The organism is Tsuneonella deserti, assembly GCF_014644315.1.
Lineage (GTDB): Bacteria > Pseudomonadota > Alphaproteobacteria > Sphingomonadales > Sphingomonadaceae > Tsuneonella > Tsuneonella deserti.
The window spans coordinates 2,291,507-2,304,244 of the sequence record NZ_BMKL01000001.1 but is presented as its reverse complement, the minus strand read 5'-3'; the positions used below and the strand labels follow the sequence as shown (position 1 = coordinate 2,304,244).

At 66.7% G+C, this 12,738-nt stretch carries 11 protein-coding genes; 5 read left to right on the top strand and 6 right to left on the bottom strand.

The window, feature by feature from the left end; all coding sequences use genetic code 11:
- Positions 1 to 46: 46 nt before the first annotated feature.
- The gene (locus IEW58_RS11410; protein WP_188645797.1) at positions 47 to 1,291 is read right to left on the bottom strand and encodes a polyhydroxyalkanoate depolymerase; all 1,245 of its coding nucleotides are present in this window, start codon (positions 1,289 to 1,291) and stop codon (positions 47 to 49) included.
- A 148-nt stretch (positions 1,292 to 1,439) separates the two neighbouring features.
- Between IEW58_RS11410 and IEW58_RS11405 the strand changes: the two genes are divergently transcribed.
- The 5 genes from IEW58_RS11405 (at position 1,440) to IEW58_RS11385 (ending at position 7,202) form a co-directional block, all read left to right on the top strand.
- Positions 1,440 to 3,278: an ABC transporter transmembrane domain-containing protein gene (locus IEW58_RS11405; protein ID WP_188645222.1), complete on the top strand. Its 1,839-nt coding sequence runs from the start codon at positions 1,440 to 1,442 to the stop codon at positions 3,276 to 3,278.
- A 148-nt stretch (positions 3,279 to 3,426) separates the two neighbouring features.
- Positions 3,427 to 5,598 (top strand): M13 family metallopeptidase, encoded by a 2,172-nt coding sequence (locus IEW58_RS11400; protein WP_188645221.1) that lies wholly within the window; start codon positions 3,427 to 3,429, stop codon positions 5,596 to 5,598.
- 74 nt (positions 5,599 to 5,672) lie between these two features.
- Positions 5,673 to 6,482, top strand: coding sequence for an undecaprenyl-diphosphate phosphatase (locus IEW58_RS11395; protein WP_188645220.1), 810 nt, complete (start codon positions 5,673 to 5,675; stop codon positions 6,480 to 6,482).
- Between the two features lie 89 nt (positions 6,483 to 6,571).
- Positions 6,572 to 6,826 (top strand): GlsB/YeaQ/YmgE family stress response membrane protein, encoded by a 255-nt coding sequence (locus tag IEW58_RS11390; protein WP_188645219.1) that lies wholly within the window; start codon positions 6,572 to 6,574, stop codon positions 6,824 to 6,826.
- 88 nt (positions 6,827 to 6,914) lie between these two features.
- Positions 6,915 to 7,202 (top strand): hypothetical protein, encoded by a 288-nt coding sequence (locus IEW58_RS11385; protein WP_188645218.1) that lies wholly within the window; start codon positions 6,915 to 6,917, stop codon positions 7,200 to 7,202.
- 84 nt (positions 7,203 to 7,286) lie between these two features.
- Here the strand turns inward: IEW58_RS11385 and phhA are convergent, their stop codons facing one another.
- Genes phhA through IEW58_RS11360 form a run of 5 tightly spaced genes read right to left on the bottom strand, consistent with a single transcriptional unit; the run spans position 7,287 to position 12,733 of the window.
- Positions 7,287 to 8,225, bottom strand: a complete 939-nt coding sequence (phhA, locus tag IEW58_RS11380; protein WP_229658562.1) for a phenylalanine 4-monooxygenase — start codon at positions 8,223 to 8,225, stop codon at positions 7,287 to 7,289.
- Between the two features lie 47 nt (positions 8,226 to 8,272).
- Complete coding sequence (locus tag IEW58_RS11375; RefSeq protein ID WP_188645217.1) at positions 8,273 to 9,118, bottom strand: HTD2 family dehydratase; 846 nt, start codon at positions 9,116 to 9,118, stop codon at positions 8,273 to 8,275.
- Positions 9,118 to 10,332: an acetyl-CoA C-acetyltransferase gene (locus IEW58_RS11370; RefSeq protein ID WP_188645216.1), complete on the bottom strand. Its 1,215-nt coding sequence runs from the start codon at positions 10,330 to 10,332 to the stop codon at positions 9,118 to 9,120. Before IEW58_RS11370 ends, IEW58_RS11375 begins: the two co-directional genes overlap by 1 nt.
- Positions 10,329 to 11,573: a CoA transferase gene (locus IEW58_RS11365; RefSeq protein WP_188645215.1), complete on the bottom strand. Its 1,245-nt coding sequence runs from the start codon at positions 11,571 to 11,573 to the stop codon at positions 10,329 to 10,331. The genes IEW58_RS11370 and IEW58_RS11365 overlap by 4 nt, the downstream gene beginning before the upstream one ends.
- A complete protein-coding gene (locus tag IEW58_RS11360; protein WP_188645795.1) occupies positions 11,573 to 12,733 on the bottom strand; it encodes an acyl-CoA dehydrogenase family protein in 1,161 nt (386 codons plus the stop codon). Before IEW58_RS11360 ends, IEW58_RS11365 begins: the two co-directional genes overlap by 1 nt.
- Between the last annotated feature and the right edge of the window lie 5 nt (positions 12,734 to 12,738).

The following is a 12,738-nucleotide window of genomic DNA, read 5'->3' as shown; positions in this document are numbered from 1 at the left end:
CCGGCCAACCCCCCGTGACGAAGTTACGTTCCGATCTTAACGCCGGTTAAGCGGCGGCACGCAGCCTTCCCGCGCCGTGCCGTGCAATGAACTTCTCCACGACCGGGGCGACTTTCTCCCGCCAGCGGCTGCCGTTGAAAATCCCGTAGTGTCCCGCGCCCTCGGCGAGCAGGTAGGCTTTCTTTCCCTTTCCCAACCCTGTGGCGAGGTCCAGCGCCGCCTTTGTCTGGCCAATGCCCGAGATGTCATCGCGTTCGCCTTCGACCGCGAGAATCGCCGTGTCGTGGATCGCGCCGAGGTCGACCGGCTTGCCGCGATGGGTGAAGGTGCCGTTCGGCAGCGAATGTTTCTGGAACACCTCCTCGACTGTCTGGAGATAGAACTCGGCGGTCATGTCGCACACGCTGCGGTATTCCTCGTAAAACGCCTTCATTGCATCGGCGCTCGCTTCGTCACCCGCGGTGAGATGCTTGAACATCTCGTAATGGCTCATCAGGTGGTTGCCGAGGTTCATGCTCATGAACCCGGCGAGCTGGAGGAACCCGGGATAGACCCGGCGTCCGGCCCCGGGATACTGCGCCGGCACGGTTGCGATCACGTTGTGACGGAACCATGCGATCGGGCGCTCCATCGCGAGGTCGTTGACCGAAGTGGGCGAGCAGCGGGTGTCGATCGGGCCGCCCATCATCGTCAAAGTGGCAGGGCGCGCGGGATGCTTGTCGGCATTCATCACCGCCGTCGCAGCCAGCGCCGGCACCGAAGGCTGGCATACCGCCAGCACGTGCGTGTCCGGACCGATGAAGGCGAGAAATTCGATCAGATAGTCGATGTAATCGTCGAGATCGAACGTGCCCTCCGAAGTTGGCACGCTGCGGGCGTCGGCCCAATCGGTGATGAAGACTTCCGCGTTTTCCACCATCCGTTCGACCGTGCCGCGAAGCAGCGTCGCATAGTGGCCGCTCATCGGTGCGACGATCAGCACCCTGGGAGCGTCGGCGGGCAGGCCCTGACGCACGAACCGGCGCAGGTCGCCGAACGGCCTGGTGTAGGCCGCCGTCTCGGTAATCGGGCGCTCGCGGCCGCCGACGGTCACCGTCTCGATGCCGAAGGCGGGCTTGCCGCGGCTCTGCGCGGCATGGGCGAATACTTCGAGCGCGCTCGCGGCGGCAGGGCCGATGCCGAGATAACCTGCCGGATAGCGCGGATTGGACAGGAATTCCGCGGTGATCGAGGCCCACGCGCTTGCGCCGTTGAGCCATGTCCGGTGCATTTCGTATGCCTGGTAGAGCAATTCGGTTTCCTCGGCAGAGCGCCTTTCGGGCGCGCGGTATGGCATCGTGCCCATGTTCGGAATCTTGTGCAACGCACAAACAGCGCGCCGGGTCCGCGGGCGTGTGAAGGGCGTGGATTTAAGCCGCGCCGGTCCTTATGTGCGCGGCATGGACGAAATCGAGCCGGACGTTCCCGAAACTTCCTCCGATCGGCGTGGCCGCTTCCGTCGCAGGCAGCGCGATCCGAACGCGGCGCGCTCGGTGCGGCCCCTGATCATGATCTGGCGCCAGGCCGGGCGCTATCCGGGGCGCGTGGTGCTCGCCCTGATCGCGTTGACCATCACGGCCAGCGCGACGCTGGCGATCCCGGCCTATTTCAAGCTCATCATCGATGAAGGCTTCACCAGCGGCGGCGACATGGACCGCATCCGCCATGCCTTCGAGCTGATGGCGCTCGTCGTCGTGGTGCTGGCGCTCGGCACGGCGATGCGGTTCTACTTCGTCAGCTGGCTCGGCGAGCGGGTGGTGGCCGATATCCGGCAAAGGGTGCAGGACAATCTCCTGCGGCTGGCTCCCGGTTTCTACGAGGAGAACAGCCCCAAGGAAATCTCCAGCCGCATGACCAGCGACACCACGCTGATCGAGCAGGTGGTCGGCACGACCGTGTCGGTCGCGCTGAGGAATCTGCTGATGGCGATCGGCGGCACGGCGTACCTGTTCTGGCTGGTACCGCAGCTTACCATGTGGATGGTCCTGGTCATCCCGGCGATCGTCATTCCCATCAGCGTGTTCGGCCGGCGCCTGCGAACTGTCTCACGCACCAGCCAGGACCGGGTCGCCGACATCGGGGCGATGACCGCCGAAGTGCTGGGCGCGATGAAGATCGTCCAGGCGTTCAATCAGGAAGAGCGTGAGCGGCAGAGGTTTCGCGACGCGGTCGAGCGCAGCTTCGCCACCGCGCGCCGGCGCATCCTCATTCGCGCTGCGATGACTTCGTTGATCATTCTCGTCGTCTTCGGCGCGATCGTCATGCTCATGTACCGCGGCGCAGTCGGGGTCGCGAGCGGTGCGATCACCGGTGGCACGATCGCCGCGGTGGTGATCACCGCCGGTCTTGTCGCGGGATCGTTCGGCGCGCTTACCGAGGTCTACGGGGATCTCCTGCGCGGAGCGGGCGCGGCGAGCCGACTGGCCGAATTGCTGGAGGAAAAACCCGCCATCGCGCCTCCTGCCCGGCCCGAGGCGCTGCCAGAGCCGCCGCGCGGATCGCTCTCGTTCCGCAATGTCAGCTTTCGCTATCCCACCAGGCTGGAGACACCCGCCCTGCGCGATTTCACGCTCGAGGTGCAGCCGGGCGAGACGGTCGCCATTGTCGGCCCGTCGGGCGCGGGCAAGAGCACGATCTTCCAGCTGGTCGAGCGGTTCTACGACCCCCAGGCGGGTACCATCCGCATCGACGGGGTGCCGTTGACCAGCGCCGACCCGGCTGAAATCCGCAAGCGGATTGCCTTCGTGCCGCAGGAAGGGGTTCTGTTCAGCGCCAACGCGCGCGACAACCTGCGCTACGGAAACTGGGACGCGAGCGACGAGGATATCTGGGAAGCGGCCCGCGCGGCCAATGCGGAGGGCTTCCTGCGTGCGCTGCCGCAAGGGCTCGATACCTTCCTCGGCGAGAACGGGACCCAGCTTTCGGGCGGACAGCGTCAGCGCATCGCCATCGCGCGCGCAATCCTGCGATCGGCGCCCATCCTGCTACTGGACGAGGCGACCAGCGCATTGGACGCGGAAAGCGAGCGGCTGGTCCAGGACGCGCTCGACCGGTTAATGAAAGACCGCACAACGCTCGTTATCGCGCATCGCCTCGCGACCGTGCGCGCGGCCGACCGGATCGTGGTGATGGACGACGGGCGCATCGTCGAGCAGGGCAGCCACGGAGTGCTGGCCGAGGGCGGGGGGCTTTACGCCCGCCTCGCGGCGCTCCAGTTCGGCGCCACCGAGGCCGCCTGAGGCTCCGCGTTCATCCCGGCCTCAGGAGCGAGGTTCTACCAAGCGCCCACTACCATCGACGAACGGAATTGACCTGGTGCGCGCGTGCGTTTCAGGTCTGCCGTGGATCGGGGCATGTCGCGCCCCGAGGGGACAGCAAGGAATCACCATGACCATCAGGATTTTCGCCGCCGGCGCCAGCGCGCTCGCGCTCGCCATCACCGCGCCCGCAATGGCCGGGGACACACCGGCTGCTCCGACTGCCGCCACCCCCGCCGCTGCCACCACGGCTCCGGCGCCCGCTCCGCTGCCGACGATGACGTTCGGCAAGTGGGGCTTCGATCCCGCGGCGATCGACAAGTCGATCGACCCCGGTGACGACTTCTTCGCCTATGCCAACGACAAGTGGCTCAAGGCCAACCCGCTGCCGCCCGAGTTCAGCCGCTTCGGCGCGTTCAACCTCCTGGCGGAGAAATCGACCGCGGACGTCAAGAAGCTCGTGGACGAGCTGGTGGCCAAGGACCCGGCCGCGCTGAGCGCCGACGAAAGGCGCATCGTCGAAACCTACAAGGCCTTCAACGACACCGCCGCCATCGACGCCGCCGGCATGGCTCCGGCGCAGCCCTACCTCGAGAAGATCCGGTCGGCCGACACGCTTGCCAAGATGGCGACGCTGTGGGGCACGGTTGGCTATCCTTCGCCGATCGGCGGCGGCGTGACCGTCGATGCGAAGGAGCCGACGCGCTACTCGGTTGCTGTCGGCTCCGGCGCGCTCGGCCTGCCGGACCGCGATTACTACCTGGACGAGAGCGACAAGGGCAAGGCGATCCAGGCGAAGTATCGCGATTACCTGACCTTCCTCCTCGGCAAGGCCGGATATGACGATGCCGCCGGCATGGCTGCCAAGGTCTATGCCTTCGAGGACGCTACGGCGCGCAAGGTCTCGTGGGACCGCGCCACCCGGCGTAACCGCGACCTCACGTACAACGCGCTGACCCCGGCGGAGCTGGGGGCGCTGGACCCGGCATTTCCGATCGCCGCGCTGATGGAAGCTTCCGGCTTCGGCAAGACCGACCGCTTCATCGTCGGCGACCTTCCGCCGAGCCCCGAGCGTGCGGCCGAGCTCGGTCTCGACGAGGCGACGCTGGCCAAGATCGGCGGCGGCACCCCGGCCATGATGAAGCTGGTGGAAACCACCCCGCTGGAGGTGCTGCAGGCGTGGATGGTCAAGGGTTTCCTCAACTCCAACGCCGCCGTTCTGCCGAGCGACATCGACCAGGCCCAGTTCGATTTCTACGGCAAGACCCTGAACGGAACGCCCGAGCAGCGGGCCCGCTGGAAGCGCTCGATCGGCGAGGCCGAGGGCCTGCTTGGCGAACTCGTGGGCGCGGCTTACGTGCAGCACTACTTCCCGCCTGAGAACAAGGCGGCGATGGTCGATCTGGTCGCCAACCTGCGCAAGTCGCTTGGCGTCAGCATCCAGGAAAACAAGTGGATGAGCCCGGCGACCAAGAAGGAGGCGCTGGCCAAGCTCGCCGCGTTCGATCCCAAGATCGGCTACCGCGACGAGCTGGAAACCTATCCCGGCCTCGCGATCACCCTGGGCCAGCCTCTCGCCAACCGCATGGCGGCGGCCGAGTGGGAATACCGGGACATGCTGTCCAAGCTCGGCGGCCCGATCGATCGCACCGAATGGGGCATGCTGCCGCAGACGGTGAACGCCTATTACAATCCGACCAAGAACGAGATCGTGTTCCCGGCCGGCATCCTGCAGCAGCCGTTCTTCGGCCTGACGGCGGACCCTGCGGTGAACTACGGCGGCATCGGCGCGGTCATCGGCCATGAAATGGGCCACGGCTTCGACGACCAGGGTTCGAAGTCCGACGGCACCGGAATGCTGCGCAACTGGTGGACCGACGCCGACCGCGCCGCGTTCGACAAGCTCGGCAACGCGCTGGTCGAGCAGTACAACGCGCTGTGCCCGCTCGACGACGGCAAGACCTGCGTCAACGGACGTCTTACCCTGGGCGAGAACATCGGCGATCTTGGCGGGCTGTCGGTCGCCTACCGGGCCTACAAGATGTCGCTCGGCGGCAAGAAGGCGCCGGTGATCGACGGCTTGACCGGCGACCAGCGGTTCTTCCTTTCGTGGGCGCAGGTTTGGCGCTCGCAGCAGCGTGAGGACGCCGCCCGCCAGCGCCTGCGGACCGATCCGCACAGCCCCGAGCAGTACCGGGTGAACGGCGTCGTCCGCAACTTTGACGAATGGTACAAGGCATTCGGCGTCACTGCAGACGACGCGCTTTACCTGCCGCCGGAGAAGCGCATCCGCATCTGGTAATCGGCTTCGGTTGACCGCAAAGGGGCGGCGCGGGTCATTGACTTGCGCCGCCCTTGCTTCATGAGGCCGGGCGCATGGACCTGATCCTCACCGCAATTCTCCTCGGCATTGTCGAGGGTCTCACCGAATTCATTCCCGTCTCCTCGACCGGACACCTGATCCTGGCGAGCGAACTGTTCGGCTATGATGCCGCGCAGTGGGAAGTGTTCAACGTCGTCATCCAGCTGGGCGCGATCCTGGCAGTGGTGGTACAATACTGGCGGACGCTGTGGAGCTCCGGCATCGGCGTTTTGAAGCTGGAGCCTGCCGGCCTTCGTTTTGCCCGCAACCTGCTGCTGGGCTTCCTCCCTTCGGCGGTTCTTGGCTTCGCGCTCAGGGGTTACATCTACGACCTGCTCGAAAGCCCGACCGTGGTCGCCTGGGCGCTGATAGCCGGGGGAATCGCCATTCTCGCCGTCGAGCGTGCGGTGACGCCGAGCGACGAAACCGGCGTGGCCGACATGCCGTTTCGGCAGGCGTTGGGGGTAGGCCTCGCGCAGTGTCTTGCGCTCGTTCCGGGGGTGAGCCGCTCGGGCGCGACGATCATGGGCGCGCTTGCGCTCGGGGTGGGCCGCAAGACCGCGGCCGAATTCTCGTTCTTCCTGGCCATCCCGACGATGCTCGGTGCCTCGGCGCTCAGCCTGATCGATAAGCGCGAGGAACTGGCGAGCGGGGCTGGCGTGGGCTGGACCGAAGTGGCGGTCGGCTTCGGCGTCGCGTTCATCGTCGCACTTATCGTCATCAGGTTGTTCGTCGGCTACGTTTCCCGCCGCGGCTTCGCGCCGTTCGCATGGTACCGCATCGCGCTCGGCGCCGCGGCGATTGCATGGTTGGCGTTGCGCTAGAAGGATGGCGAAAGCGATGACTGGTGCGCGGAACCAACCGCTTCCGCAGCACTTCTCCTAACCTATGATGGATCAAGGCTAGAAGAACGGTGGGTTTCGTGGTGCTGATCGCATTGGGTAGCATTCTTGGCTGGCTTGCCTCGATCATCAGCCGGGGAGACGACGGGCAGTCGATTGCCCTCAACGTGGGGATCGGGGTACTGGGTGCGCTGGTCGTCGGCGCGTTTGCCAGTTCGGGTTCGCTGCTCGTGGGGCTTTCCGCCGAAGCGTTGCTGATCGCCCTGGCCGGCGCGACCGCGGTGCTCCTGGCGTTCAACCTGGCCTGGGCGCGGCGCGCCTCGTAGCCTCCCGCCCAAGTTTGGACATTTTTTGCTTACACCACCCGGCCTGCTTGGTTATGCAGGCCTCCCATCCAAGAAGGGGAAGACTGAAATGAAGAAACTCATTGCCCTGTCGTCGGCTCTCGCCCTCGGCCTTACCGTTGCTGCCTGCGACGGCCCGAAGGAAAACGCTGCCGAGGACGCTGGCGAGCAGCAGGCCGAAGTCGTGAACGAGCAGGCTGAAGCCGCCGAAGACGCTGGCGCGATGACCGACGAGCAGGCCGACGCCATGACCGACCAGGCCGAAGCCAAGGCCGACGCCATGGAGCAGGCCGGTGAAGCCGCCGACCAGACCGGCGCCGCCGGCCCGGCCGCGACCGCGACCCCGGCTGCCCAGTAAGTCTTACTTACAGCGCAAAAAAAGACCGGCTCGGGAGTGATCCCGGGCCGGTTTTTTGCGTACGCGATTGGCCGGGGCCGGACCTCAGACCGGCCGGGCGCCGCTACCGCGTCCCCCGCGAAGAAGGTATTCCTGGGTGCCGCGGTGCAACACGTTGTCGAGATCGATCACCGCGCTGTTGGCATAAGTGAAGCCGGGGCCAAGGCTGCGATACAGCCTGTCGAAATCGCGCTCCACCGTCTGGCGATAGAGATCCTCGAAGCTCTCGATCACGAAATAGGTCGGCTGCAGGTCGCTGATCACGTAATCGGTGCGCATCACCCGGTCGACGTTGAGCATGATGCGATTGGGGCTCTGCGCCTCGGTCGCGTAGACGATCTCGGCAGGGCCCGAGAGGATGCCCGCACCATAGGCCTTGATCCCCCCGGCTTCCTCGATCAGCCCGAACTCGACCGTGTACCAGTAGAGCGCGCCCAGCGCCTTGAGGCGGTTGTAACGCATCGCCTTCCATCCGGCGCGCCCGTATTCCTGCATGTAGTCGGCATAGACTGGATCGGTGAGCATCGGCACGTGGCCGAACACGTCATGGAAGACGTCGGGCTCCTCGATGTAGTCGAACGTCTCGCGCGTGCGGATGAAATTGCCCGCCGGGAAACGACGGTTGGCGAGGTGCCAGAAGAACACGTGATCGGGGATCAGCATCGGCACCGGCACGACCGACCAGCCGGTCAGGGCGGACAGGTCTTCGGACAGCTTGCCGAATTCGGGCACCCCTCCACGATTGAGGTTGAGCTTCTGCAGCCCTGCCATAAAGGCGCTGGCGGCCCGGCCGGGGAGGACATCCATCTGCCGCGCGAACAGGTCGTTCCAGATCGCGTCGTCTTCGCTCGAATAATCGGCCTGTTTGGGCTCGAGCCAGTCCTCACCGACGTGCGCGGGTTTCTTGAGCGGTGCGGCGAAGACGTCCGCCGGCATTTCCGGCAGGTCGGTAAAGTCGGGTTCGGGCGTTGTTGGAGTGGCCATGGTTTCAGGTGAAACGTCTAGCACCCGCGCCCGGTGCCCGCAAATCGCTAGCGCGATCCCTCCGCGCTGACGATCTGGCGGCCGTCTTCGGCAAACGCGCCGAGCGTGAGCGCGCCGCCGTCCTCGCGCACCACGAGGTGTAGCGGTTCCCCCGCGATCGCCGGGCTGACCGCGCGGAAGGAGAAGCGGCTGAGCGGTCCGGCAAGCTGGAGCAGGAGGCTCGCCATGAGCGGACCGTGCACCACGAGACCCCGATAACGCTCGATGCCCCGAGCGTAAGGGAGGTCGTAGTGGATACGATGGCTGTTGAATGTCAGCGCGGAGAAACGGAACAACAGCGGCTCGCCGGGTTCCAGAGCGCGATGCGATTGCCATTCGCCAGCGCCGAAGCGATGTTCTCCACGCGGCGGGGGCTGCAGGGGCGCATCCGTCGCCGCCGCTTCGCGATAGACGAGGGTTTGCGTCTCACGCACGGCCAGCGTGCCGTCAGCGCGGGTTTCGTGCGCAACCTCGACGAAGACCATCTCGCCGCTCTTGCCCGACTTCGGCGTGATGGAGGCGATGCGCGAGGTGCGCTCGATGCTCGCACCGATGGCGATCGGCGCGAGGAAATGGACGTCGCTTGCCGCCCACATCCGGCGCGGCAGCGGGACGGGCGGGAAGAAGCTGTCCGGCGTCTCGTCACGCGCGGGGTGACCGTCCGCGCCCAGCGCGGCGGTCGGCGCGTCTGGCGTGCAGAGGCAGAAGTGGATGCCCTGCGGCAGCGCGCCCTCGGTCGACGTGGGAAGGTCGAACGTCGCCAGCCAGCGCGCGGCGAGCGCGGGGGTGAGACGGTCGCTGCGCCGCTCCTCCCGGCTGATCCAGGCCGACCAGTCGTCGCGGGTTTCCGGCATCAGGCGGCGCGTTCGAACACCGCGGCGATTCCCTGCCCACCGCCGATGCACATCGTCTCGAGGCCGAAGCGTGCCTGGCGCCGATCCATCTCGTGCGCCATGTCGGCGAGGATGCGCCCTCCGGTCGCGCCGATCGGGTGGCCGAGGCTGATGCCGGAGCCGTTGACGTTGAGGATTTCGCGCCGGCTGTCGTCGTCCGACCAGCCCCAGCCCTTGAGCACCGCCAGCACTTGCGGGGCGAATGCCTCGTTGAGTTCGACGAGGTCGATCTGGTCCCAAGTCATGCCGGTGCGCTTGAACAGCCGCTCGACCGCCGGCACCGGACCGATGCCCATGCGGCTGGGATCGCACCCGGCCGCGGCATAGCCATTGAACCACAGCATCGGCTCGAGCCCGAGTTCCGCGAGCTTGTCCTCCGCCACCACGAGGCAGGCGGCGGCCGCATCGTTCTGCTGGCTGGCGTTGCCGGCGGTGACAACGCCGCCTTCGAGGGCGCGCAGCTTACCAAGCGCTTCCATACTGGCGTCGGCGCGGAAGCCTTCATCCTTCGCGAAGACCAGCGGATCGCCCTTGCGTTGCGGCACCTCGACGGGGACGAGCTGCGCGTCGAACTTGCCCGCGTCCCACGCGGCGGCGGCGTTCTGGTGTGATCGCACGGCGTAGGCATCGGCCTCTTCGCGGGTGATGCCGTAATCCTTTGCGAGGTTCTCGGCGGTCTCGATCATGCCGCTGATGACCCCGAAACGCTCGACCGGCTGGCTCAACAGGCGGCCACGGGTAAGCCGGTCCCACAGCTCCACGTTACCTGCCTTCACGCCGCCGCGCAGGGCCGTTGTATAGTGCTCGACGTTGGACATGGACTCGCATCCGCCAGCGACGACCACGTCGGCATGGCCGCTTTCGATCATCATGGCGGCATTGACGACGGCCTGCAGCCCTGACCCGCAGCGCCGGTCGAGCTGATAGCCGGGAACTTCGAGCGGGAGGCCCGCGGCGAGCCACGACCAGTGACCGATCGCGGGCGCCTCGGCGTTCCCGTAGCCCTGGCTGAACACGACGTCGTCGACCCGTTCCGGATCGATGCCCGAGCGCTCGATCAGCGCCTTGAGGATCACCGCTCCTAGCTGGCCCGCGCCGAGCGGCGCAAGCGTGCCGAGGAACTTGCCCACCGGCGTGCGCAGGGGGCTGACGATGGCGGCGCGGCGTTTTGTCATGCGTGCTTCCTGAAGTTCTCCTTGTCGCTCGGCGCGACCACGCCGCGATCGATAAGGCCTGCGATGGCCCCGGTCGACAAACCGAGCCTTGTGGCGAGCACTTCCTCGCTATGCTGGCCGAGGTAAGGCGCGGGGGCGGGGTTGCCGGGCTCTTGGCCGCCAAGATGCGCTAGGCTGCGCGGGGCGGGGTATGCGAAACCGCTCGGGTTGGCGGGCGAGGGCCCGAACAGCGGGTTGTCCGCCACCAGCACCGGGTCGTTCGCGGCTTCGAACATCGTGCGATAGCGCTCGAACGTGGCGCCCGCCTTGGTCAGGCGGTCCGCCAGCTCGGCGTAATCGAGCGCGCCCGCAGCGCGCTGGATGATTGCGAACAGTGCCTCGCGATGGACGAAGCGGTTGTGGTCGGAGCGGGCGAACGCGACGCCGGTGTCGGCTTCGAGCGCGGCGATCGACTCCGCGATGTCGAGCGCCGACACCATCGCGTTCCATTGGTTCGGCGTCAGCACCGCGACCATGAAGCGCTTGCCGTCGCGGCTCACGAAATCGCGCCCGAGGGCGCCCCAGATCGCGTTGCCGAGCCGTTCCCGGTCGCTTCCGCGATAGAGCATCTCGGCCATCGCGCCCGAATTGGCGACCGTGCCCATCGCCACGTCGCCCAACGGGACGCGCACTTCGCTTCCCTCGCCGGTGGCGGCGCGGTGGTGGAGCGCGGCCATCAGCGCGAACGCGCAATAGGCGCCGGTGATGAAGTCCCACGCTGGGAGCACCTGGTTGACCGGCGGCGCGGTGTCCTGGTCCCATTCGGCGGGACCGGTCATCAGCGGGTAGCCGCTTGCCGCGTTGACGGTGAAGTCCATCGCCTGGCGCCCGTCATGCCAGCCCATGATGCGGACCGAGACCATGTCCGGCCGGCCTTCGCTGACCGCCGCGTGGCTGAGGAAGCTCTTTTCGGGCAGGTTGGTAATGAGCTGCCCGGTCTTGCGCGCGAGCTCAACGCACAACTCGCGTCCCTCGCCGCTGCGCAAGTCGAGCGCGACCGACTTCTTGGCGCGGTTGAGGTTCTCCCATGCGAGGCTGCGGCCCTCGGCGGTCTGCATGTAGCGATCGTAGTCGAGCCCGCCGCCGATCTGGTCGATGCGGATCACCTCCGCCCCCATCTGCGCGCAGTACAGCCCGGCGGTGGGCGAGGCGACGAAGCTCGAAACCTCGACGATGCTCAGGTCTGATAGGAGCTGGTACATCAGGCCTGCGCTGCAAAATCGCGCAGCATATGCTTGGCGATCTGCAACTGGAGGATCTGCGTGGTCCCTTCGTAGATGCGGTAGATGCGCGCATCGCGGAAGAACCGCTCGGCGTCGTATTCGGCGAGGTAGCCGGCGCCGCCGTAGATCTGCACCACCCGATCGACCACCCGGCCGCACATCTCGGAGGCGAACACCTTGAAGGCGGCCGCCTTGCGCAGGATGTTCTCGCCGCGGTCGGCACGCGCGGTGACGTCGGTCATCATGCACTCGGCGGCGTAGATCTCGGTCTCGCTTTCGGCGAGCATCTGCTGGATCAGTTGGAAGTTCGCGATCGGCTCGCCAAACGCCTTGCGCTCGGTGGCGTAGCGCAGCGCGCTGTCGAGCGCCCGGCGGGCGTAGCCGGTGGCCGCCGCGCCGACCGAGATGCGCCCGTTGTCGAGGCTCTTCATCGCGAACACGAAGCCCTTGCCGGTCTCTCCGCCCAGCAGCGCCTCGCCCGGCACGTGGACGTCCTCAAGGATCACGTCGGCGATGTGGCTGCCCGACTGGCCCATCTTGTGGTCGGGGCTGCCGACGGTGACGCCGGGGGTGTCCATCGGCACGATAAAGGCGGACACGTGCGCGTTCTTGGGCAGCGCTTCCTTCTCGGTGCGGGCCATGATCAGGCCGACCGCCGCGTGCGGGGCGTTGGTGATGTAGCGCTTGGTCCCGTTGAGGATCCAGCCGTTGCCCGAAGGATCGGGCCGCGCGGTGGTCGCCATCGCCGCGCTGTCGGAGCCAGAGCCCGGCTCGGTCAGGCCGAAGCAGGCGATCTCGCCGGCGGCGATGCGCGGCCACCACTCGGTCTTCTGCGCTTCCGTCCCGCCGTTCTTGATCGCCGAGTTGAACATGCCGACGTTGATCGAGAAGATGGAGCGGTAGGCGGGCGCGGCATAGGCCATCGTCTTCACGACGCGCGCGTACTGCGAGGTATTGAGCCCCGCGCCGCCGTATTCCTCGGGCACGGTCAGGCCGAACAGGCCCATGTCGCGCATTTCCTGCACGATTTCGTCCGGGACGCGGTCGGCCTCGATTACTTCGCGCTCGGCCGGAATGAGCCGCTCGCGCACGTATCGTTCAAGCTGCTCGATGAACTGCTCGAACAGCTCGGGGTCCATACCGT